The sequence below is a fragment of the Mesorhizobium sp. WSM4815 genome (assembly GCF_055811575.1).
The window spans coordinates 1-21,949 of sequence record NZ_JBVVQS010000096.1 but is presented as its reverse complement, the minus strand read 5'-3'; the positions used below and the strand labels follow the sequence as shown (position 1 = coordinate 21,949).

The 21,949-nt window shown below is 57.2% G+C and carries 19 protein-coding genes and 1 pseudogene; 8 read left to right on the top strand and 12 right to left on the bottom strand.

Annotated features, from left to right (window positions below):
* Positions 1-80 precede the first annotated feature (80 nt).
* From AC0L2B_RS18540 to AC0L2B_RS18530, 3 genes are all read right to left on the bottom strand, one after another.
* Positions 81-1,673, bottom strand: coding sequence for a recombinase family protein (locus tag AC0L2B_RS18540; RefSeq protein WP_473511175.1), 1,593 nt, complete (start codon positions 1,671-1,673; stop codon positions 81-83).
* Between the two features lie 133 nt (positions 1,674-1,806).
* Positions 1,807-2,016 carry a hypothetical protein gene (locus AC0L2B_RS18535; protein WP_473511177.1) on the bottom strand — a complete coding sequence of 70 codons (210 nt, stop codon included), beginning with the start codon at positions 2,014-2,016 and terminating at the stop codon, positions 1,807-1,809.
* A gap of 132 nt (positions 2,017-2,148) precedes the next feature.
* Entirely contained in the window at positions 2,149-2,835 is a 687-nt protein-coding gene (locus tag AC0L2B_RS18530) for a hypothetical protein (RefSeq protein ID WP_473746355.1), read from the bottom strand.
* Between the two features lie 134 nt (positions 2,836-2,969).
* Between AC0L2B_RS18530 and AC0L2B_RS18525 the strand changes: the two genes are divergently transcribed.
* Entirely contained in the window at positions 2,970-3,206 is a 237-nt protein-coding gene (locus AC0L2B_RS18525; RefSeq protein WP_473511181.1) for a helix-turn-helix transcriptional regulator, read from the top strand.
* An 863-nt stretch (positions 3,207-4,069) separates the two neighbouring features.
* Entirely contained in the window at positions 4,070-4,384 is a 315-nt protein-coding gene (locus AC0L2B_RS18520; protein WP_473511183.1) for a hypothetical protein, read from the top strand.
* Here the strand turns inward: AC0L2B_RS18520 and AC0L2B_RS18515 are convergent, their stop codons facing one another.
* A complete protein-coding gene (locus AC0L2B_RS18515) occupies positions 4,385-5,269 on the bottom strand; it encodes a DUF4365 domain-containing protein (RefSeq protein ID WP_473511185.1) in 885 nt (294 codons plus the stop codon).
* Positions 5,270-6,017: 748 nt separating this feature from the next.
* On the opposite strand from AC0L2B_RS18515, the gene AC0L2B_RS18510 reads away from it, so the two are divergent.
* A complete protein-coding gene (locus AC0L2B_RS18510; RefSeq protein ID WP_473493395.1) occupies positions 6,018-7,514 on the top strand; it encodes a hypothetical protein in 1,497 nt (498 codons plus the stop codon).
* Between the two features lie 176 nt (positions 7,515-7,690).
* Here AC0L2B_RS18510 and AC0L2B_RS18505 read toward each other — a convergent pair whose 3' ends face one another.
* The gene (locus AC0L2B_RS18505; protein ID WP_473493396.1) at positions 7,691-7,999 is read right to left on the bottom strand and encodes a hypothetical protein; all 309 of its coding nucleotides are present in this window, start codon (positions 7,997-7,999) and stop codon (positions 7,691-7,693) included.
* A 969-nt stretch (positions 8,000-8,968) separates the two neighbouring features.
* A pseudogene (locus tag AC0L2B_RS18500) lies at positions 8,969-9,670 on the bottom strand (IS110 family RNA-guided transposase); the annotation flags it as partial.
* 287 nt (positions 9,671-9,957) lie between these two features.
* On the opposite strand from AC0L2B_RS18500, the gene AC0L2B_RS18495 reads away from it, so the two are divergent.
* Positions 9,958-10,566 (top strand): hypothetical protein, encoded by a 609-nt coding sequence (locus tag AC0L2B_RS18495; protein ID WP_473493397.1) that lies wholly within the window; start codon positions 9,958-9,960, stop codon positions 10,564-10,566.
* A gap of 50 nt (positions 10,567-10,616) precedes the next feature.
* On the opposite strand, the gene AC0L2B_RS18490 is transcribed toward AC0L2B_RS18495, so the two are convergent.
* Positions 10,617-11,276, bottom strand: a complete 660-nt coding sequence (locus AC0L2B_RS18490; protein WP_473511188.1) for a hypothetical protein — start codon at positions 11,274-11,276, stop codon at positions 10,617-10,619.
* Between the two features lie 123 nt (positions 11,277-11,399).
* On the opposite strand from AC0L2B_RS18490, the gene AC0L2B_RS18485 reads away from it, so the two are divergent.
* A complete protein-coding gene (locus tag AC0L2B_RS18485; RefSeq protein WP_473511189.1) occupies positions 11,400-12,803 on the top strand; it encodes a hypothetical protein in 1,404 nt (467 codons plus the stop codon).
* A 372-nt stretch (positions 12,804-13,175) separates the two neighbouring features.
* Here AC0L2B_RS18485 and AC0L2B_RS18480 read toward each other — a convergent pair whose 3' ends face one another.
* From AC0L2B_RS18480 to AC0L2B_RS18465, 4 genes are all read right to left on the bottom strand, one after another.
* Complete coding sequence (locus AC0L2B_RS18480) at positions 13,176-14,132, bottom strand: hypothetical protein (RefSeq protein WP_473511191.1); 957 nt, start codon at positions 14,130-14,132, stop codon at positions 13,176-13,178.
* A gap of 16 nt (positions 14,133-14,148) precedes the next feature.
* Positions 14,149-15,060: a competence protein CoiA family protein gene (locus AC0L2B_RS18475; RefSeq protein ID WP_473511193.1), complete on the bottom strand. Its 912-nt coding sequence runs from the start codon at positions 15,058-15,060 to the stop codon at positions 14,149-14,151.
* Between the two features lie 66 nt (positions 15,061-15,126).
* Entirely contained in the window at positions 15,127-15,576 is a 450-nt protein-coding gene (locus AC0L2B_RS18470; RefSeq protein ID WP_473493401.1) for a hypothetical protein, read from the bottom strand.
* A gap of 18 nt (positions 15,577-15,594) precedes the next feature.
* The gene (locus AC0L2B_RS18465) at positions 15,595-16,308 is read right to left on the bottom strand and encodes an AbiV family abortive infection protein (RefSeq protein ID WP_473511195.1); all 714 of its coding nucleotides are present in this window, start codon (positions 16,306-16,308) and stop codon (positions 15,595-15,597) included.
* A 211-nt stretch (positions 16,309-16,519) separates the two neighbouring features.
* On the opposite strand from AC0L2B_RS18465, the gene AC0L2B_RS18460 reads away from it, so the two are divergent.
* From AC0L2B_RS18460 to AC0L2B_RS18450, 3 genes are all read left to right on the top strand, one after another.
* On the top strand, positions 16,520-17,341 hold the full coding sequence (locus AC0L2B_RS18460) for an integrase (RefSeq protein ID WP_473511197.1): 822 nt from the start codon (positions 16,520-16,522) through the stop codon (positions 17,339-17,341).
* Positions 17,277-18,359: a DUF4238 domain-containing protein gene (locus AC0L2B_RS18455; protein WP_473746354.1), complete on the top strand. Its 1,083-nt coding sequence runs from the start codon at positions 17,277-17,279 to the stop codon at positions 18,357-18,359. The genes AC0L2B_RS18460 and AC0L2B_RS18455 overlap by 65 nt, the downstream gene beginning before the upstream one ends.
* Before the next feature lie 173 nt (positions 18,360-18,532).
* On the top strand, positions 18,533-19,834 hold the full coding sequence (locus tag AC0L2B_RS18450; protein ID WP_473511199.1) for a YopA family protein: 1,302 nt from the start codon (positions 18,533-18,535) through the stop codon (positions 19,832-19,834).
* A gap of 758 nt (positions 19,835-20,592) precedes the next feature.
* Here the strand turns inward: AC0L2B_RS18450 and AC0L2B_RS18445 are convergent.
* Positions 20,593-21,615: an IS110 family RNA-guided transposase gene (locus tag AC0L2B_RS18445; protein ID WP_473511216.1), complete on the bottom strand. Its 1,023-nt coding sequence runs from the start codon at positions 21,613-21,615 to the stop codon at positions 20,593-20,595.
* Positions 21,616-21,949: the final 334 nt, after the last annotated feature.

The window sequence follows — 21,949 nt, the reverse complement described above, 5'->3', positions numbered from 1 at the left end:
CCTCGTCAAATCTTTCCCAAAACCGATTCTCGTATCCCAATATCACCCATAAGCACACGCAATTCGGGCTGAGGCGCGAGTCAGAAAGTTCGAAAAGCTTCCAGGAAGCCCAGCCAAACTGGATGCCCTGTGGACAATTTCGCCCCGGTGGCATCGCTCAACGCCGCTGCAGCCGCTGATTCTGCAAGTAAGTCAAAAGGTTGCCTGAAGTTTGCGCGAACTTCGCCGCGATCCCATTCGCAGTTCGACAGCACTAGATTCAGGAGCCGTTTTTTCTCGTTTGCGGCCTGTTTCGCAAATAGTCGGCTGGCATCCCGGGCCAGCTCCAGGAGCCGCAGGCCGTCCTCCATGTATGATTCTTGCGCCTCGCTGTGCCGCTCGATCTCGCGTAGCAGTCGCGTCTGTTCCACTCGCCATTGCGCCGACATGCGGTCATAGAAAGCATTGTCGATACGTCCGTCGAGCTTATCCAGATACATAGCCTGCAAGCGGTCTTCGACGCGTTTGTACTGCGTCTGGCAGCGTTCGATGGCCTGTTCCTGCTCACGCCGCTCATCAGCATGGCTTGCCTTTAGCGCGTCGCGCATCCAAGTCAGCACTTCCTCATCGAAATGAAGCCTGTCGAGCAAAGCGGCAAACGTCTTGTCCAGTACCTCCTCCCGCACATATTTGCGCCGACAGTCTGCATAGCCGCCACGCCCTTTGTCGGCATGCCCGGTACAGTGGTAGTAGACATATTTCCCTCTCTTGACCTCGGCCACGACCGCGCAGTTGCACTCGACGCAGGTCATGAGCCCCGTGAACGCAAATTCATAGCCAAAGGAATGGATCGGGGTCGCGTTCCGGCCGGTCAGAACGCCTTGGACACGCTCCCACAGCTCGATCGATACCAGCGGCTCGTGCTGGCCCTGATGCATCTTGCCATTCCACTGAAACATTCCGGTGTAGAGCCGTTTGCGCAGCATCGAATGCACGGTGCTCACCGGGGCCGGGTTGCCGCTCTTGGGGTAGATCAGTCCTTCACCATGGGCCGCTTTCGTAAGCGCCTTGAGCGAATATTGGCCGGTGGCGTAACGCTCGAACAGCTTCGTGACGACGGGAGCCAAGGCCGGGTCCGGCTCGATGACCTTCCTGCCGTCCTTGCCCGTCACGTTTAGGTAGCCCAGCGGTGCCTTGGACGGCCAGAGCCCCTGCTCGGCCTTCTCCATCTGCCCCTTACGCGCTTCCTCGGAAAGGTTGTCGATGTAGTTCTTGGCCATCAGCACCTTGATGCCGTGCATGAACTTTTCCGAGGAGCGTGAGTCGTTCGACAGCACGACGCCTTCCTTGGCAAGGTGGATCTCGACATCCAACTCGTCGAGCGTCACCCAATCCTTGAGGTTGCGGTAGAGGCGATCGGTCTTCTCGACCAAGATGACACGTACGCCTGGATGTTTGCGCAGGTATTTGACCATCTCATTAAAGTTGGTCCGGCCGCTGCTTTTCGCGGTCTCGACGTCCACGTATTCTTGGATGATGCCAAACTGTCTCTGAGCGGCATATTCTCTCAATAGCTTGCATTGTGCCGGGATCGAGAAGCCCTCTTTCTCCTGCTCCTTCGAAGACACGCGTGCATACAGAAGCGCCTTGACCAAACTGCTGGGCTTAGCGATTTGAGCAGTTCGCCTGTCCATTATCTCCTCGCGGCGATTTAGAGTGGTGGCAAGTCAACGCTACCTGCCAAGCGAGCGACCGTCGCGTCAGCCAGCTGCGATCCGGCGATGGCATCGGGTTGGAGGTGCCGGGCCAGACGCGAGGCTGCTTCGCTCAATCGAGCTTCCGCCATTCTGCAAGGATACGGAAGAAGCCACTGACGTTTTCCACGATCTGGCGTGCATCCTCCTTGGACAGAGATCGACCGCTTCGTGCTTCGAAGAGCTGAACTGTCCTTTCCAGTAAGGCGTCGTCCACGGCCCGCGTATGAGACAAGGGATTGGCCTCGACCTGCCGACCAGCATCCCTTCGCGTTTTCTTCATCGCACTTACCCTGTTGGGGACGCGCATCTGCGCTGTCAGGGCAACGATCGTCGAAATCTCCGTAATCTCGCATGGCCGTTGTGTACTCTTCTGTAGCCTTTTCTGCTCCGCTCATTTTTCCGGAGGTTGTTCCTAGGGCTCTAGCGGTCCTTTGGGCCCCTTCGAGGCAGCGACCGAGTTCGGTTCTCGTTGGTGGCCAATCCTAACTACATCCTCCAAGGCCGAGCGAATCTGCGGCCAAGGAAACTCATCATCGTCCTTCGAAGCCTCCCCTTGCGTAAGTACGGCATCAAGCTTGGCTGCCACACCGGCAAGGGAAGTTGCAGGGAGTTCGGAGAGCGTCTCAAGCAGTTCGTCGGCCCGGTTAGCAGCCTCACACTCGGCCCTCAACGCCTCCGAATAGCCGATCTCCCTATCGGCGGCATCCCAGCGCGCCTGATGAGCTGCTAGGTCGGCTTCAGCCTTTACACCGACCGAGAGGTCTTCTTTGCCAAGATCGAGCGCGTCGCGGAGTGCCTCAAGAGAATGCAACGTCACATTCCTGCCGTCGCGCAGCAGAATCTTCGAACAAGGAAATCCAACAGTTTGGACGAGTTTTCGCTCCAGAAGTTGCTGCTGCCGACACAGATATTCAGTGTGGTCGTGGGCCAGCCGCCATTTCTGCCAGGCCGCTACGGCTGGATCGGCGATTTGGTCGGTTTCCAGGGTTTTGCGGCCAAATGTGCCTCCCTTGGAGGCCGCAATTGTAATTGCCGTTCCCGCAAGCACCTTCCTTCGGGTGACGGCAGACAAACTCATGGTATTGTCGGAATCAGCCATGATCCGAGCTCCAAACAGCTTGGGTGTGGTCAGGCCGGATCGGTGTTGCATCACCTTTCCGGCCGCTGAACGTACTCATGAATACAGTTAGAGCAGACTATGAGCAACAAAAATCACCATAATATGGTGATCTTATGACGCCGGTGCAGTGCAGGATGGCTCGGGCCGCGCTGGATTGGGGCGTTCTGGAACTTGCTAAGAAAGCAGGGGTTTCAACACAGACGATTGTACGTCTGGAACGAGGTGACGCGTTAAAGCAACCGACCCTCGATCGAATACGCGAGACCTTCGAAGGTGCCGGAGTGGAATTCATTCCGGAGAACGGTGGCGGCCCCGGCGTGCGATTGGCGCGACGATCTGACAACGTGTAGCCGTCCTCGCCAATCCACCAAGCGATGAAACCTGGAAGCCGGGCCCTTCTTCGATTCTAAGTCTACCGCAGCGCGCTAACCCGTAAGTCGAACGAAAAAGGCCCCTAGCGGGCCTTCATCTATGCCATCAAACCAAAGCCCCGAAGGCTAAAAGGGCTTCTGGCCCTGCCGCACTTTAATAATCGAGCCAGCTATCAACTTCGGGTCTTCCCTTTCGGACGCCCCTGTGTAGCCCTGCGCGTACGCCGGGCCCTTAACACTGGCAATCGCCTTATAGAGAGCTGTCCGTGTCCCGTTGCATGCCGACGACGCTATAATCCCTAGTTCAAGGGGGGAACCCTCAGCCTTTGAGTATATGTATGTCTGGCGACCCAAACACATTTGGTGTTCTTTGTATTCGGGAGACGAGTTGATATCGAAGCTGGCGTCCGTGCCCCCATTGGTTTCACAACCCGAAAGCGCCAATACAACCGCCAATACTGCAAAGCGATTTCGCATCAAACCCCCGAAACATATTCAGCATGAATTGGCAGAAGCGTAGCGAGACATCTACCCATCCGCAACAAACAGCAGCCAAGTTAGGGGTGGAAATCCGCCCGCACACGATTACGAACGCCAGATAGCTCCGTTATCATACAGCAGAATGCATTTTCTATCGGCGCATGCTTTGGCGGGTTGTACGTGCCTATCGGATATCATTATTCGAACGAGAACTATGAAGACGACGAAATCGTCGTGTCCGGCCGCGATAACATGGACGGCTTGACCGAAATGGCGAAAGTAGCAGAGACGTTCCTCCGTGCTGCACACCCCGGGGGAGAGGCTCTAAGAAAGGGGGGCTGTATCTATGGCGAGACCTGGCGGTGGCCAAATTTCTTTGGGAGATGCGTGGGAAAGGTTCTGATCCGAGAAAATCCCTCTACACAATGGAATACGCCGAGGAGGACTTTATTCACGTAGGCGACCTGCGACACTACTCAGCACTCAAAGACGCCGTGAAGGCAGGTAAGCCACTCGATGACGCCACTGCTGCAGGATATTGGGAAGGCACACCGAGAGCCGACAGGCCTCAAATGGAAGTCCTTGTGAAGAAAGCCACGGTCAAAAGCCGATTAGAACTTCCGCCGACCGCCGACGACGTCATGCGCAAATTTTGGGAGCAGGCGCAAAAGGGCTAGTCAGTCGTCGTCGTCGCGGATGCGATAATACCAACCGTCCTCATCCTGGTCATCGTCGCGGACCGGCTGGTCAGGCGGTTCCTCGGTGAGGCCCTCTCGAAAGAACCTCTCGGCTTCCAGATAGGCTTTAGCTTCCGGCCTCAAAGATACCAGGAGGGTAAAGATGTCAGCTTCGCCAGCGATATCCCATTTGGTGGAATCGTCCTCGTACTCATAGGTGAGCCATGGGAAGAGATTCTGCATGGCGAGACCGATATCGCTAGTGGGATACCAACCGCCCACTTCTATCGGCGCTTCGCCCTCAAATATGAAGCGGGCGTTGCGGAGGCTCAGGCTTTTATTGAACCAGTATTCCCAAATCATCTTGGCGTCGGCGTCGACAAAGCGCTCCATCAGAGGAGCGTCCAGGCTAAAGCGGAGACGCAGTTGGCCTTCTTCGTCCAGGTCGGGACCAGATGCAAGGTCGCCTGCGGCGCTGGCATCGAGCACGTTTTCGCGGGGAACGACAATGCTCCACCCTCTAGCCGTTACCCTGCAAAGGCGCTCTTCAATTCGCTGGTAAAGGGTAACGTCGGTTTCCGGGTTATGGAGAATAAGAAACATGGGTAGGACGTGGTTCGTCCAATATTTTAGGTGGCGCGTTTCTCCGTAAAATACGTACCCTTCACGAGTTTCCCGCTTAAAGAACGAGGTGCCGCTCTTGATTTGGAGCGCGATAAGTTTGCCCGTAGGCATATCGTTTTCAGTAATCTCGACTTCGGCATCGACCCCGAAATCCAGAACCTTTTGCTCTCGAAAGAGCCAGCGGAATTGCTTCGTAAAGATGGTATCGGCGGCGATAACGCCTTCTCGCTCCGTTAGGGCGGAACCGACGACGCTCGCCATTGGCTACTCCGCAGCATGCAACCGCGAAGCGCTGTGGTTCGCGTAGGTCGCCCACGTCGGCTTGTAGCTATCGTCAGGCACCCCAATAATATCTGCCCACTCGTTCGGATGCGCGGTCGAAATCACGCCAGCGGCGTTGCGCCACTCGTGGACCTCGTACGTTTCGCGGTTACCTTCGGGAATCAGATGCACCGTGACCATAGCGGGAGGAGATTGCTTGCACGCGTTCGAAAACGCAATTCACTTGGGAAACTAAAACAGGCGCTCCAAAGAGCGCCCTTTCACCATCATCCGTTTCGTCTCCAAGCCCAGGGTTTCCATGTGACGCAGGCGCAGCTCTACGGCGGAGCCCACATGAACGATCCTCATAAGGTGACCACCGCGCGTGGACCGACGGCGATTGAGAAGATGGAAGCAGGAATACAACTGCCCAACATGAGGTGTTGCGCCGCACCTGCAGCATGCCGGTTTGTCGGTTGGACGGCTTGGCACCGCGCCTCCCACACCGACGGAGATACCGAAAGTGCGCTCCGCTACCGATGAGGACACGGCAAGGGCCGACCGACCGGCCAAGTACTTCCGAATGGCAGCCACATGGGGTATGTCATTGGGCCAGAGGACAAGCAAGAAATTGACAGCGCGTCAAAACGCCTGCTAAGTTATTGTTTTTATAATGGCATTGACGAGAAATCGAAAAACAGACTCGCAATAGGTAGTTCTTTTAATAAATTGCGCAGTGTGACAGGTCATGCCCGACCCCCTAACGTCGCTTATAGACCTGCACGGCCCGAGCCGCTCCTCGCGTCTGGCCGAGCTGCTTATCTCCGAGCACGGCCTGTCAGCTGAAGCAGCTCGCAAGCGCCTCTCCCGTAGCAAACCGCCCATCTATTCCTTCCCGATTCCGCTCCTGCCCAAACAGGAAGCCTTCGTCTACCACGTCAAGGATAGGCAGACCGAACGGTTCTGGCACAACTTCCACCGCGACCTAAGAGAAACAGAGTCAGTTTATGGCGCGGCTATCGATGGATTGGCTGCACGCGGGGGCATCGTGTCCGTCGATGAGTTCTCTGTAATCAGTGGCGCCCCAATCCTGCAGAAGAAGCAAGTGCCGGCCGCGAAAGTTGCGCAGCGTCTTCAGGACGCCGGGATGACGCATACTATCGACATTCAAAACTATGGCAGTGTCATCGCACTCCGCATCCCAGCGCTGAGCTCCCACGGTCCCACGCTGTACAATGTGCGCCAGATGGCCGAAGGTGTCCTGCTGGATGGAATTCGGGAGTGGGCACGGCGTCTCGGAGTTGCCAGCTACAATTCAATCGCCATTCGAGGCGATGAACATCCGAGGACGGTTGGCCCATACAAGTGGGACTTGACTGGCCCGAGCTACCTCCTGCCGTTGAAAAAGTCGAACGTGGGGAAGGACCAGCAAGGTTTCACTGTGGCCGATGTGTTCGTGGGGACGGTTCTCGATGAGTACCAAATCCGCTATTTCATCCGGAAGGCGAGAGGTCTCCTAGCAACACGAATAGGCTCGGTACTCCCTATTATCGTGGCCGATGGCTTCACGGGCAAGGCATACACGCTCGGCCATCGAAACGGGCTGATGATGGCAACGCCGGAATCGCTGTTCGGAAGCTACGCCGGGTCCGCGTTCACCAGCCTGGTAGAGACGCTGCAGAACGCCGCCGCAATCGTCTCAAAAAACCCGAGCAGGCTAATAACTCTCTTGAGCAGCCTCAAAGACATTGCCGGGCGCGCAGGGAACCTTCGCGGCGTTCTGTTCGAGCTGGTGTGCGCCTATCTCATTCGCAACGACGGCAATTCAATCGACTTGGGAAAGAAGGCTTACGACCCGAAGGTGGGTAAGTTCTACGACATCGACATTATGTGCGTGCGCGGCAAAGCCGAGTGCGTGCTTTACGAATGCAAAGCTGGTGAGCCTGGCCACGTGGTCACACAAGCGGAGATAGAGGAATGGCTGAGGCGAATTCCGACCTTTGTGGAGTATGTGCGGGCGAATACGTTTTTGCGGGAAGCTGAAATCCGTTGCGAGGTATGGACTTCAGGGGAATTTGATGCCGACGCACTAGTTATGCTGGCGTATGAGAAAGCCAGACGCACCAACGTCCGCATCGACTGGAAGAATGGCAAAGCTGTTCGAGGGGTAGGCACGGGACTGAAAGAGAAAACCATCACCGACGCCATAGACCAGCACTTCTTCAAGCACCCGCTGTCGAACTAGCCAGTCACCCGGTATTTAGCGAACTTGTTCGGCGTCGACTTTCGCCGCCACTTTTCCCAGCCGCTCCCCTTGCTGGTCTCGCCGCCCGGCTTTCAGTTGACAAGATTTCGGCTCAACGTCTGAAATGAGGCGCATAGTTTGCCATTCAGCAGCCGACCGCCCGCATGCCAGTCGTATCATCGCTTCCACACCGTCGATTGGAGAACAGCCTGCATATGCTCTGCGAGGTCGAGTTCACCGCGCGCCTCGATCTCTAAAAGATATCGGGCCTTGGCCAGGCGATCCGCTTCGCCAACCGCAGCATAGCTGCAGATGGCGAGCAGCGCCTTCTCCTCCTCCCGGCTGGCTCCGGCGGACTGATTTCTGCCACCGCCCACTTTGTGCAAGGCTTCGCCGAAGGACGAGTATGCTCTCTTGTGCACGTCGATCAGCGTTCGCAGTTCATTGGATGGTAATAGGGCCTGGCCCGGCGGCTCTGTGCCCATCGCAGTCGCCGGACCCGTCGAGGCGACGACTGCGCTGCAGGAGTGGAAAAGCAAGGCGCGGCGGTTGATCCTGGACGTGGCGAACTCTCCCATTTGCTTCGAGGGCTATCGAACTGGTGACGTAGCACGATCGAACCGTAACACGACGGTTTGCGCATTCGTGTCAGGATGGAAGGTCCCATGGCAGCCGACAGGCTGGGCGGCTGGCTGACAAGCCTGCGCTCGGCCGCCATCCTACGGCCGACGCTGGCGATGTCGGCTCTCGCCGAGCCGCAACAACGACTGACAGGCAGCCGTGCCGACCAGGGGCCACCGAAGGGACCCGTGCGCCCTCCGAGAACTGGGGTTTCTGTCGAGCGTCTCGCTTCCGTCTCTGACTGCGCCTCCTTCCCGGCCCAAGTCTCCTCAACGGTCGGCCGAGCCGCCGCACACTGCGTCAAGCTGCGGAAATCGCTGCGAAAATGAGATACTCGCAATGTGCAGTCGTTATGCACACATTGCGAAATCACCATGTAACCCATTGAAAAACAACGCCCCAACCGCAGCGAAACGTGGCCCCTTTTATCCTGCCATCTTAATCGGTCGTATTTTGATAGACTTGATTTCCGTCGTCGCTGCTCCTCAAGTCTACGATAATACAATATTCTATACTCGATGCTACGATTCCGTACTCTTGCGTCGAGTTCCGATGCGCCGTGCAGTCTTCCGCGCTCTGCGACGGGGTAGCAGCGCTGCTTATTTGCAGCACGGGAACCGTCGTGGCGCACTTTTCCATCGGAGTGACGGAGCAGCGCCACAGGCAATCCGGCGCGGTCCGGCCGTCTCGCGATCGGCGCGGCCGCAGGCAAGATAACGTGCGTTCCGTCGTTCCTGGTCTGCATCGGTCCTCATCCGCCGGAGCGGATCTTTTGTGTCAGATGGCGCCTGTCAGCGTGCCGGCGCCATGCGTTTCAACTGTCGGTCTTCTTCTCATCGATGCGCTCCGAGCAGCTTGCGGGCCTTGTCATGGGTACGCCGGCCGGCACCCGCCTGGCTTGCCGCCGGATCGCCGACATAGAACGTGCCATCGCTCCACATCGCGTGCATGATCACTGCCAGCTTGCGCGCCACGGCGACACAGGCCTTGCGGTGGCAGGAACGTTTGGCGATCGCCTGGCCCCAGCTCTTGACCTTGTCGGAGCCCTTGAAGCGCGTCATCAACCCCGACGCCGCCTCGTAAAGCGAGCGTCGTACATCAGCATCGCCGGCTTTTGATATGCGAGCCTGAACGTCGATCGAGGTGCCCGACTGCCAGCGCCGCGAGGTCCGCCCGAAGTAGGCCGCGACACCGCGTGAGTGACGGAAGCGCGACGGATCATCGATCGCCGTCATGAACGAGAGCGCCGTCACCGGACCGACGCCGGGGATTGCCATGAAGCGTCGGCACAGTTCGCTGCGTGCCACCATTTTGACGACGAGATCGTGCAGGCGGCAATACTGCCTCCACAGCGCTGCGCGCGCCGACAGCATGGCGTCCATCAGCTCGGACGACAGTGGGTCTTCCGATACCGCAGCGCGCACCGCCTGATCGAAGGCTCCTCGGCCGACCTTGCCAAGGCGGATGCCGAACGCCTTCAGCGAATGGCGTATGGCGTTCTCCAAGTCGAGGAACTTGGCCTTCAGATTGCGCCGGTGCGCATAAGTGATCGGTGGGACGGACAGGACGGACAGGACAGCGGCACCGTGCGGCCAAAGGTGCGCCCATGCGCAGCCACGCGGTGGTCCAGACCCCCAACGGGGGCCTCGCGGTTCCGCACAGGTCGAGGTCCGCCTCTCAGATTTTTTGGTGATTTTGAAATCGGCCATTTAACCCGTCTCGGTCGGGAACATCCAAAATGGTGATACAAATTTGGTGGCGGGGAGCGCGGACCGGTGGCGGATCGACTACTCTCCCTGAGACGCCTTCTAAGGGGGCCTGAATGTCGTTCTTTTTTAATCTTAATGGCTACCGGTTTCAGCAAAGTACGCGGATTTTGCGCGATGGCTACCTCTCGGCGTCGCGAGCGCTTCGCAGCGATGTCGAGCGGGCCAGAGCCCAGGCAGCGGAATATGCGCAGGACATTGAAAACGGCGGAGAATGGATTGAAGAACGGGATGAAGAGGGCCATTTGCTTTATACCAAAGAGCAAGCGCTGGAATTGCAGATCGAAACCTGTGACGAAGCTCTTTCGGCCTTGAGGAAGGCGTTCGTGATCGCCGCCTATCACTATTGGGAGCGAGCAACCCGCCTCGCGCTCGGAGGGAATGACAAGGCGAAGCACGACGAACTGGTGGTTCTTGCAGTCGCCAAGGGCATCGCCATTCATCCGGACCTCGGTGCGGTCCGCGATTTGGTCAACCTGTTGAAACACGACAACGCCAAAAGGGGGGCCGCACTTCAACAAAGTTGGGGTTCTGTTTTGTCCCCCAGCTTTTTATCACGTCCGGGACGGACAGACTGGTACGCCGCTGTCTTCCTCACCGAGGATGACGTTGCAAAGGCATTTGATGTTGTCGCAAACTCCGGCCCGACCTTTCTCACCGGATGAGCCATTGCTGGTGCGGACGGCGAGGTCGAGCCGGCAGAGGCGGATGACGCCTACCCACCTTTGCGACCATTTGGTCCGCGCAGTTCCCTCAACGGCACCGTTGGAATGATGCATTCGTCGCTGTCATCCCCGCCCTCCCGCTCGAATAGTTCAGCTAATTCCTCGGGCTCTCGTTCTCGGCTGGGCACGGGAGTTCCCGTCCAGCCACAGTCTGCACATACAGGGCGCTCCCAAGCGATTTCAGGCATATCTTCACGCAATCCCTCTCCCGGGGACAGGTGCGGAGACCCGCACTCGGGGCACTCCTCGGGAACGAAACGGATGTGCCGCAGCACCATTGAAGTGGCGAGGCCGAGAAAATGTTCGACAGTTGTGAGAGCAGCTTCCGCATCGTGCCATGTGACTGAGTGGGAATGCGTCAGCCAGTTGGCAAACACCCAACCATCAGCCCCCAATGATTTGAACAGGTGCCGCCGCTCTTTTTGGGCGCTTCCAGCCAGGGCAGCATCGCAGATCAACTCATTCCAACCTTTGAAATCCGCCCGTTTCGGTGGGCTCAAGGGTGTCCAAATCGCTAAGTCCTGGGCGGCCGATGCGTAGACCATTCGCTCCTCCGCGATCATGCCGTCGAAGACTTGAAAGAGTTTCAGCGTGCCGTCGGAGCCATAGACGACGCTGTGGGCGTACTCGCCGGCATTACCGCCGCGCACTACTCAAGAGCCTTGCTTATATTCTGGACAAACGGGCTAGCCCTAGAACTTCATGGGGATGACTGTCCCATGTGCGAGCAGCCGACATTGGTCCCGCAACAGCGAGCAGTGTTGAGAAAGCGATTGGAGGAGGCCAGCGGCACAGTCGAAGCCGCGAACTTGCTCGACGGCAAGATTGAACTCTCTCAAACGGCCAGAACATCGGCATCAAATGCCGTGTCTGCCCTTGGCATCACAGGTCTGAACGATGAGGAGAGAGTCTCGCTTTCTAGCCTTCTCGGCCCAAACGCAGAACTCCCCAACTATCTTGAAGCCCACGACGCGTACATAAAGGCTCAACGGGAACTTGGCACCGCACTTCGAGCCGACAGGGAACTGACAACCACAACAAAGGATCGAGCTTCGCAGGCCGAGAAGCTTGCCGCTTTGATTGAGGATCGACACGCTTCGCGCCATTCATTGGCTCGGGCGGTGGATGCCTTCATTGGTTCTCTGTTGGCTTACGAACGGGCATGGGACACGATTGCTGAGACAGTCAGTAGCAAAATAGCAGCGAACGAGGCTGTCGCCCTCATCGACGCAGTAGGCAAGGGTCTTAAGGGCATCGCTGACGTGCACCTGTTAGCCCGCTATGCAGCGATATTGGAGGAAACACAGGAACTAATCCGTTCGGTCGAAGCCATGGCGCAGACCAAACAAACGCTCCTCCTAGAAACGCGGGGCAAGGAGGTGAAAGAACTCTACGCCCTCCTCAATCCGGGAGTTTCTGTCGGTTTCGATATGATGGAACCGGCCAACGACTCTATGAAACTGCACGCGACCAGCTTCGGCACACGCATGTCGGCTGCGGCAAACCTTAGCGAATGCCAGCTTAATTGCCTCGGGTTGGCGGTTTGGCTGATGCGGGCGACAACGCCGTCATCACCCTTCGGCTTCATTCTTCTCGATGACCCCGTTCAAGCGATGGACGATGATCACGCGGAGGCATTTATCGCCAATGTGGTCCCGCACCTTCTGGACCAGAGCGGCAAACAAATCCTGGTCCTCTCTCACGTCAAAGGCGTCATCGACAAACTCCGAAGCCTGAACATGGCAAGGGACATTCGCCACTATCACTACGAGAATTTTGAACTCGGCGGCCCTGTCATTGTCCGGCAATTGCGGCTCCAGCAAATGCTCGCGGACATTAGAGGCGCAGCCAGTAGCAATGAAGGCAACCGCACATACGCCGTTGATCGCCTCCGAGTGCTAGTCGAGGAATTCGTTCGGGAGTTGTACCTAAGGCAAACTGGTCAGCCTGTACCGTCAAGTTACGACACCGCTAACTCCGGCCAGCTTGCCGACCTGTTTCGCTCAACCCCAAACACCCTTCCTTTCGAACACGCTGGAATGCGGGACACGATCAAGTTTTGTGATCCCGCGCACCACACTCAAGCTGGTTATGTCGCTCCGCTTAGATCGAATATCCAGCCGCATATTGACCGCGTGTCTGCGCTCATGACGAAATACGGTCTCTTGCAGCCATAGCTCTCAATACACCAGCCGGATCGTTTGAGCCTCGTGTTATGGCCCAAGCCATCCTAATTCCGAGCGATCTTCGGCGATGTTTACGATCTATGCTGAGCATCGCCGATAGCAAAAGAATGCCCCTTCAATAGTGGGTCTCACTATGTGGCGGTCTCCCACTGCCACTAGACTCTTCAGTGAAATCAATGCGGCGTGTCTGAGAAACGGCGTGAGATAGGTCACGCCGATGACGCTGATTTACGCCGCTTTACGGCAGTCTACGAGGACGGACTGCTCAATCCTAACGCAGGTCACTGGCCCCAGGTGAAATGAGCGCAGAAAAGTGACCGAGACTCCTCCCGGCCATGATTTTTTACGGTGGTGCTCCTATGATCAAAACGGTCCGCCGAACCCCCTCTGCCATTCAGCTAGCTTCCCGAGCGCCTTCCGATAGGTGGCGTCATCTCGGACGTACAAGAGCGGCGTTGTCCGCTCTAAGTCGTCATCCCGGCCGTTCAGGAAAGCATCGACATGCTTCGCTGACAAAGACTGCTTGGTATCGGCAGTGATTTTCTCCTGATATCGCTTGCGCTTGACATCGGCGGAGAGCACGCCTCGAGCCTTGGTCAATCCCGACTCGCTATCCTCCGCCGCTTCCAACGGCGACATGCCGCTCAGATCGTCGCGTTTCGCGTTCAGAAAGGCCCCAAGATTAGGGCCGCTCAGTTCCGTTTCAGCGTCAACGCATAGCCGGTCCCGACGCGATTGCCTAAGTCGGTTGGCTTCCTGAATCTGTTTCTGCCGTAGCCCTTCGACCTGCTTTGATCTCTGAGCCTCGCAGCGCTCGATTGCGCCTCGAATAGGCAAACCCAACGCCGCATGTGGGATCGCGCCGCTCTTTCCGAACATCGCGACAACGGCGTCTATTTCGGCGGCGATCTTCGGCGCTTCGACATCAGACTCGATCGCGGCCCGATATGTCATGTTCGTCTCCGTGTGGATAGAATCCAGCCACGACTCGCCGGTCATGTCCCCTCGCTCTTCGGCGGGAAGCTCGGCTAAGATCCAATCGACTGCTTGCACTGCGGCATGCACGACAGCGGTTCTCTGTGTCTCTGCCAGCGTGCGCGCGGTCCACTTGTCCGCAAGGGACCTCTCCAGCGTCACTCCGTAGCCTTGCTGAACGAGAACGCCCTTTCCGAGCAGGTTTTGCAAATAGTTGTCGATCGCCTTCCAAGCGGGCGCGAAGCGAGGTTCGGCGACAGCGACACCGTTCGCTACTTCGGTAGTGACACGCTGAAATTGCGGCCGTATCAGCGCGCTCTTTTCCAAATGCTTGGCGATCGGCACTGCCTTGGCAGCTGCGCTACCAAGGCATTGGTCGGTGAAAGACCTCCGCTAAGATTGTCGCCTGCCATACCGCAGGCGGGACAGTGAAACACGCATAGCCGGCGACCTCGATACCAACATGTTCGGCGAGTCCGATTGCTTTGAGTTCTGCATCACGCGGAACAGCAATCTTCTTTCCGGCCAGTTGTTTCAGCCCGTCGACATAGGCGCGCGCCAATTCATTTGCCCGCTTCTCATGCCTGGCCTGATAGTCGGCGAACCGCTTTCCCTGTGCAGCCTGCCATGTCTCTTCGTCGGCGCGGGTCTTCGCCAACGCTTTGTCGATATCGGGATGATAGAGCCAACACCGTGGCGCGGATCGAAGCACCGCATCCGCGATCTGTTCACGTGTCGAGTCTCGGGGCAACTTTGACAGGTCGATCTCCACAGCCATGACGCCGTGTTCCCGAAGGCGTTGAATCTTTGTTTCGTCGCTCGCATGGGTGACCGCGACTTCAACAAAGAGGTCATACCCTAGCGCCCGAACATAGAGGTCCGGGATAACCGTCTTCGGGTCAGTGAACTCGATTCGAAGGAATTGCGTCGTGACCTGCTGACCCGGCTTCGTCACGACGTTGCCCTTATTGAGCCCAAGGCGTTTCGGCAGGAGTAGCGACGGGTCTGCTCGAAACACCTCCTTGGCAAGGAGATGTAGAACGGTTTCAGGACCGCCCCCGCACGCGTCGCCACCGTCGTGCCCGAAGTGCGGCACGTTCTCATCACCCTTGCGAGCCACCAACCGACCGCCGCAGGCAGGGCAATTGCATCCGCAAGCAATGCCGCGCTGAACCTCGCTGATATGCGCCAACGTGCGGTCCGGCCTCAGCCCATAGACAAGCTGTGCACGATCGGTGCCGAAAGATATTCTCGCATTTTCGTGGTCGTCCACCTCGCCTCCGGTTTGCACCGTTGAAGAGCCAGGATGCTCGGCAATGCTGCCTGACGAACGCCGAGCCTATTCCTGTTCTCGCTTCGCCTCCAAAAGGAATGCTGTCGCCACAGCGGTCATTTTGCTAGCGGCCTGCCATGCGTTGAAAAGTTCGCCGTGTAAAACTTCAAGATCAGCCACCATCGCATCGCGGCCTTCATCGGTCTGAATTTTGAAGCCATGGGACTCATAGAACCGATGGAACAGCCTGTTTCGAGCTTTGAGTGCAGACGCGAAGCGATCCACCAAACCATAGTCAAGACTGACACAATTCTTCAATGTGCCCAACAGCTGGCCCAGTGTGCTGCGGTCAATGTGGTCAAGGAGCTTTCGCGCATCTTCGGGGTCAACCTCATGGTGCCAACCGCGTTCAAGGCCACGGGCGCATAGGAGAAGTGAACCAAGTTCGGTCTCGAATAGCTGCGCCGCTTCCGCTGCTATCCCGAATTTCGCGTAGAGTTCGTCGCGTGTTGCCATCTGGGTATTCAGCCGTGTCTAGATCGGTGGGCGATGGCCGAAGAGCATTCTTAGCGCCGCGACGGTCTTTTCATACCGCATGCCGGACGCTTTGCCAGCCATCGATTCTTTGACGAAGTAGCAATACCGACTGGCGCGCTCGGCTTCGTCCTTGACCTCAGCATCCATAACCTTGTGGGGCGTGCTACTGGTCGAACCGTCAGGATTAACGCGCACGTATAGCGCATCCTGTTTCCGTCGATCGTGCTTGCCAGATGCCACTTTGCGAGCCGCCTGGCTGTAATTTAGGTCTCCATCCGCGTAGCCGCCCATTCCGGTTTCCCATCGAGCGACTTTCTCATATCGTAGCAATTCGAGTGCGCTGGCGATGTCGATCGGGAAATGATCATCGCCCATGTCGAAGTCCTCTGCGATCATTCGCCGGGCGTCTTCGATGTCTTCCCAATGCATGATCATGTAGTCCATGAGCATGCCGACCAACTGCTTGCACGAGTGGTCGTTCATCGCCCTCAGGATCGGCCGCGAAAGCGGAAAGATGCCGATCGATACCAGAATGAGCATGAAGGCTTTCGCGAGCTCTTCCTGTGCAATTAGGATCAGATAGAGTCGTGTCGATTTCAGCTTCTCGAACTCGAACATGTCAGCGTCAGCAAGCAGACGCTCGGCATTCTCGACACAGGCTGCAATTGTTTTCGTCAGCGTCTTCGGCGACGGTACAATCAAGCGTGACATTGGACGACTCAGCGGAGGTTGCGCGAGGATAGCAAAGCTATTCGCTAAAGCCTCGCACTTGCTCCTGACCCGCTACTAGCCTCGCGCCGAACGGATCAGGCCATCGCCAGTCGCCGAAAGCTCGGCTGCGACCTCTTTCAGAGCCAGAGCGCGGCGGCGTCGCTCGTCCTTTCGTTTGCAGGGGCATTTGCGCTGATATTGAGAAGGGTTGATGGCTGTGCCGGACGAATTCACCTTAAAGCGCTCTGAAAAACTCATCCGGTTCTACACGCAATATCGTGCGCAACTCGACGTGACTCCGATCGGCGGGCGCTGGATGCCCTACCGTTGGTGGAGCCTACCTGATCCGCTGAGTGTGAGATGGATGGCCTATAACGAAATGCTGGCTGAATATTCAGGCGAGCTAGCGAACAAGATCAACGACCTGACACATTATGCGCATCGCCTGCGGACCTGGGCCGCGGTTCTTGCTCCGCTCTCCAACGAAGACAAGCACGATTTGACGCACGAGTTCATTGACATGCTTGGGACCGTCGCGCTGGGGCTCCCATACGCGCTCAAATCCCGTTTTACCTTCGCTGCGGGGCACCTATGCCACCAGGCTAATATGACGAAGATCTCTGATTGGAAAGATGATTTTCCCACCGCAAATCTCTATCTGAACGATATCGAACCCTATTGCCGCGGATGGAGGAAGTACCGCAGGTTCAAGCTGAAGATCGAGCCGATCGCCGGAAGCGTTTTCAAAGAACAAACTGATGATTTTCGCAACACTTACAACCACGGTTTCTCAGCCAGATTCGTGCTTGGCGTGACCCGGCTTGTGGGCCGGAAGGTCGAGAAATCGGGGCGCATTCTATACGGCATCGGCGGCAGCCCGGCGCTTGATCTTGGCGAGATGGGAAACCTGCTTCAGAAGGAGCGTGACATTTGCTATCAAGCATTCGACGCTTTCCGAACGCTTGTGAATGAGCAGACCGAAGCGATTGCGGCTTTTGAAGCAGCCGAGAAAACATTCAACTCAGCACCCTGACCAGTCGCACAAGACAATGAAGAGCACTCCGAAACGACACCATTGGTGGCCAACTTGTCATTCCGAGCTATGGGTCGATGGTGAGGGCTGCATCACGATGACCAATGCGGCGGGTGAGATAAGACGCACGCAGCCTTTGAACACAGCCGTCATCGGCCACTACAATTCAATCTGGCGGGCAGACGGTACACGCGACTCGACGCTAGAGACCTTCTTCGCGAACGAGGTCGAGGGACCAGCTGGTCCGGTACTTGGCCGGCTTGCAACGCAGAAGAGACGAGATTTTCAGCTCGAACAGAAGTATGACAAGTCGTTTCTCCGAGCGGAGGGTAAGAATATCAAGCGGGACGGCTTTGTTCCGGATGCGCGGGCTTTCTCGGCGGTCCTTTCACCAGGCGATCGCTGGGCATTGTCGCGCTATATCGCATCCCTCATGGTGAGAATCCCGAGCTACAAGGACGCGCTCAATTCCAACCACATGGTGCAGAATATTGCCGCAGTGCTGGGCCTAAAGAGCGACGAAGCGAGATTTGAGACAGATGTTCTTCATGTCGGGATTATACGCGAGCATCTTGAGGACTATGCGGGCCGTATTCACAAATGCGCCCTCATCCTGATCGATGCGCCGGATGAAGAGGAGTTTGTTATCGGTGACACACCGGTGATACCGGCCGCTCTGGGGTTTGGCGAAGCAGAGGCCATGTGTCCCATCTCACCAAGGAGGGCATTGCTGGTCATAAATGGGTTTCGCGCTCCGTTTTCTGACAGGATCGCTGTCTTCCGCTGTCTGCGGCGCACAGTTCGTGCGTTCAATAGGGCAATGGTGCAGAATGCCGAGCGCGAGATTTTTAGCCGTTCCCCGGTCTCAGCGCTGTTCGTAACCAAGAACCTTGGCACGCGTCGAGCGCGCCTTGTGCCAACCGTCACCACAGCGGCGCAGGGCGATCGCTCCGGACGAGGACCGATGTTGGATCGACGTGCTGTTCGCCGAACGGCGACCGACGTGGATGCAATCTAAGGCAACTATCCCTGTGTAATGCGCTTGCAACGAATGAGTGATGATCTCTTTGCCACTATGATTGTTCCGGCGGGCATGGAGATGCATCTGGCGCTGCTTCATCTGCGGTCCGACAATCCCGGTTTGCCTGACCCTCCCTAGACGACGATCGTGCCCACCAGCTATGTTGTTAGATGGTAGATTTGATTGCTCCGAAATACGCTGCTGCAACTGCTAATACTGCAATTGATTTGGGCAGCGCACCTCTCGAGCTCCGAGCCGGAGGGATAACCGTTGCCAGCTCCGGTAACGCTCGGCTTGAATTGGCCGACAAAGAACGTGTGCTCGTCGAAGTTAACACGAGCCTCGATGGGTATCGACTTAGTCAAGATCCGCGTCTTCAGCTAAGATTCGGGCCGCATGGTCGGTTCTTTCCGGTGCTTGTGACTCAATCGCAAATAGGCACTGCAGGTGCAAAGCTTTGGTTGATGGCGAACGGTTCAGCATTCACGCAGGTTCGCGACCGGCGCGTACGCCTCTCATCCGCCATCGTTCATGTTCTTAACTTTCCCGAGTTCTTTTGCCTTGGTGCCCAGAGCGACCTTCGCCAATCAAATCAACGGCTGGGGTGCGTCGTCCTGCGAACCCTGGATTGGGAGATAGAGCTTCAGGCGCTTCCCTCAACTCGCAAGATCATCGAGCAGCTAAAGGCTGAAGGAGGCAATGCGATCACCCATGTTGCGCGCATAGTGCACGCAGATCGCCAGTCATTCACATGCGGGCAGCTCGAAGCGATAGTTCACGATCTGCACCGTTTCCTGTCCTTTGCGCGCGGCGCATGGACGTCGCTCTTCGGGATCGTCGGTTATGACCGGAACGGTCAGCAACACTATCAGAATTGGGGGCAACGCATCGCTGCTCCTTGGCAATCTTGCCCAAGCTGGTTTGACATCCACCACGGCGAATGTCTGGCAGCGGCCTTTCCCGGCTTTGTGGAGCTACTTCATGACCCGTCTCTCTCAAGAGCAGGCTATACCGGCCTCCATTGGTATCTTCGGAGCAACCGTGCAGGCGAAGGCGCCGGCGTAGATGGGGGGCTGGTACTTTCACAAGCCGCTCTCGAAGGCCTATCAATGTCGGTGCTGACCAACGCTGGCATCACCCTTCCAAGGGCTGCAAATGCAGCAGACAAAATTCGGGCAGCCTGCCAGCACTTGAAGATTCGGACTGCCATTCCGCCCTCGAGCAAGCGATTGCGCCGTTGGAAAAGAAACGGCGCATTCGCCGACGCCCCGGAGGCAATAACGAAACTTCGCAATGAACTCGTGCATCCCAAGCGTATGCTTCCTGGGAAATTGCCATCCGCCATTCCGGAGGCTTGGCACCTCGCACAATGGTATATTGAGGTGATGCTGCTCAGGCTTTGCGGGTATCGAGGAGTCTATTCGCATCGCCTGATATCGAAGTGGGTTGGAGAGGTGCGGCCATTCCCGTAGTGGGGAAACTCATGTGCCCCGCGTTTGTAGATATCCTGGGTAGCTGGCGGTCCGAGCCGCTGTGCAGTGCGCTCCAACTGTCCGGCCGATCGATAGAGGCAATGTTTGGTCGGCGCTTCCCAAATAAGCAATAGAGGCTGCGCTGCGTTGCCCGAAACGCAAAAAACCGCCTCGGTTAAACCGGGACGGTAATTGATTTATGATAGAATTGGTTGCGGGGACACGATTTAAGGCTGCAACTGCCCTATAACCTGCAAAAGAATCGATTTAGCAAACGAATTCATCGCAGCACCGTACTGGCGGTATCCTCTACCGACACGAACCCCAGATGAGCATCCCGATCAAGTTTGCACCGCAGCTAGTTCAGCCGCCCCAACGTCCTTCATAAGCCCGCGCAATTCGGCTGGAGGCGCGACCCAGAAAGTTCGAAAAGCTTCCAGGAACCCCAGTGGATTCCTACTTGTAGAACCGTGCGCTGACCGCTTTGGGGCCGTGTATGGACGGCTCTCCGTTGGCAAGGGATTTGTGAGCTTTTGCAGTTGCTGGTTGGTGCGGCCATGTATCCGACCTGTAGGTGTGGCCTTTCATGTGCCGCTGGCCATAATGCCATTCGCGCGTCTCAGGTCCCGATCGAAAGCTCGCACTTATAGTGCACGGCCCCAGTGGGTTTTCCCGATCCGGCGGTTTCAACCGGCTTTGTGCATTAGCTCCTGTCCGCCCTTTCCAACCTCGTCGGCGACCGCTCGCCTTGTCTGAGTTTATGCGATTACCGGTTCCCTGTAGCGCTCGCCGCCGGTCATCAATGCCCAGACCATGCGGGCTGTCTTGTTAGCCAGCGCAACCGCCGCGACCTTGGTCGTTCGTCGTGCCATCAACTGCACGAGCCATGGGCGCCTGGTCCCGTTCCGCTCGGCATAGCGGATGACTGCCATCGCCCCGACGACGAGCAGCTGGCGCAGGTAGCGATTACCTGCCTTGGAGATGCTGCCGAGCTTCTCCTTTCCCCCGCTCGAGTTTTGCTTCGGCACGAGCCCGATCCAAGCCGAGAGGCATCGCCCCGACTTGAATGCGTGCGGATCGGCGACAGTCGCAACGAACGCGCTCGCCAGCAGCGGGCCAACGCCCGGACTCTCCATCAACCTGCGACCCAGTTCGGTCTCTCGCGCACTCGCACGGACCCGGCGATCGTTTTCGAGGATCTGTTCCTTCACGACACGAAGCTGTGCTTCAAGCATCCTCAGGCAAAGCCGTGCGTCGGCCGGTATCCTAGCATCGTTCTCGTCGTTGATGACCACGAGAAGTTGCTCAATTCCATTACGCCCGATCGGCGCCACGACCCCGAACTCGGATAGGTGCGCCCGCAACGCGTTCGATATCTGTGTGCGCTGGCGGTTGAGCATCAATCGAACCCGGTGCAGCATCATCACACTCTGTTGCTCAGGCGACTTCACCGGCACGAAGCGCATCGTCGGTCGTGTCACGGCCTCGCAGATCGCCTCTGCATCTGCAGCATCATTCTTCTGCCGCTTCAGATACGGCTTCACATACTGTGCCGGCAGCAGCCGCACATCGTGGCCACGCGCGATTAGCTCGCGAGCCCAATAATGCGACGAACTGCACGCCTCGATCCCGACAAGGCATCGCTGCAAACTCTCAAAGAACGGCAGCACACGCCCACGCGTCAACTTCCTGCGAACTGCAACCTCACCAGCCGCATCCACGCCGTGGACTTGAAACACGGACTTCGCAATATCCAGACCGATTGTCGTAACGTTGCTTATCATAGCGCTCCTCCAGCTCTAATCCCGCGATCATACCGCAGGAAGGGAGGAGAGCCGTCCACCGCATCAAAAGCAGTCAGGCGGCTTAAGGCTACCGATTCGCGAAGACCAGACGTTCGCTGGCGCGAGAAGCTTCGTAGCCGTTCCGCTCGAAGAGGCTACTTGCCCGAAGGCACTGACATATCCATTTCTGGCACGTAGCTGGAAATGAAGTTTGAGCATCGCCACATCAGCATACGGACCGGCAGTCTGATGGCACTATTGTCATTGATAACAATCTTTGCGACCGACGAAGCGTCTCGCGACTGCCGTTGATGTTTGAGGAGTGTGAATG

Excerpts from the sequence above, each read along its gene's own strand:
- AC0L2B_RS18540 (WP_473511175.1), bottom strand. The coding sequence starts at position 1,673 with ATGGACAGGCGAACTGCTCAAATCGCTAAGCCCAGCAGTTTGGTCAAG.
- AC0L2B_RS18535 (WP_473511177.1), bottom strand. The coding sequence starts at position 2,016 with ATGAAGAAAACGCGAAGGGATGCTGGTCGGCAGGTCGAGGCCAATCCC.
- AC0L2B_RS18530 (WP_473746355.1), bottom strand. The coding sequence starts at position 2,835 with ATGGCTGATTCCGACAATACCATGAGTTTGTCTGCCGTCACCCGAAGG.
- AC0L2B_RS18525 (WP_473511181.1), top strand. The coding sequence starts at position 2,970 with ATGACGCCGGTGCAGTGCAGGATGGCTCGGGCCGCGCTGGATTGGGGC.
- AC0L2B_RS18515 (WP_473511185.1), bottom strand. The coding sequence starts at position 5,269 with ATGGCGAGCGTCGTCGGTTCCGCCCTAACGGAGCGAGAAGGCGTTATC.
- AC0L2B_RS18510 (WP_473493395.1), top strand. The coding sequence starts at position 6,018 with ATGCCCGACCCCCTAACGTCGCTTATAGACCTGCACGGCCCGAGCCGC.
- AC0L2B_RS18505 (WP_473493396.1), bottom strand. The coding sequence starts at position 7,999 with ATGGGCACAGAGCCGCCGGGCCAGGCCCTATTACCATCCAATGAACTG.
- AC0L2B_RS18495 (WP_473493397.1), top strand. The coding sequence starts at position 9,958 with ATGTCGTTCTTTTTTAATCTTAATGGCTACCGGTTTCAGCAAAGTACG.
- AC0L2B_RS18470 (WP_473493401.1), bottom strand. The coding sequence starts at position 15,576 with ATGGCAACACGCGACGAACTCTACGCGAAATTCGGGATAGCAGCGGAA.
- AC0L2B_RS18465 (WP_473511195.1), bottom strand. The coding sequence starts at position 16,308 with ATGTCACGCTTGATTGTACCGTCGCCGAAGACGCTGACGAAAACAATT.
- AC0L2B_RS18460 (WP_473511197.1), top strand. The coding sequence starts at position 16,520 with ATGGCTGTGCCGGACGAATTCACCTTAAAGCGCTCTGAAAAACTCATC.
- AC0L2B_RS18455 (WP_473746354.1), top strand. The coding sequence starts at position 17,277 with ATGAGCAGACCGAAGCGATTGCGGCTTTTGAAGCAGCCGAGAAAACAT.
- AC0L2B_RS18450 (WP_473511199.1), top strand. The coding sequence starts at position 18,533 with ATGGTAGATTTGATTGCTCCGAAATACGCTGCTGCAACTGCTAATACT.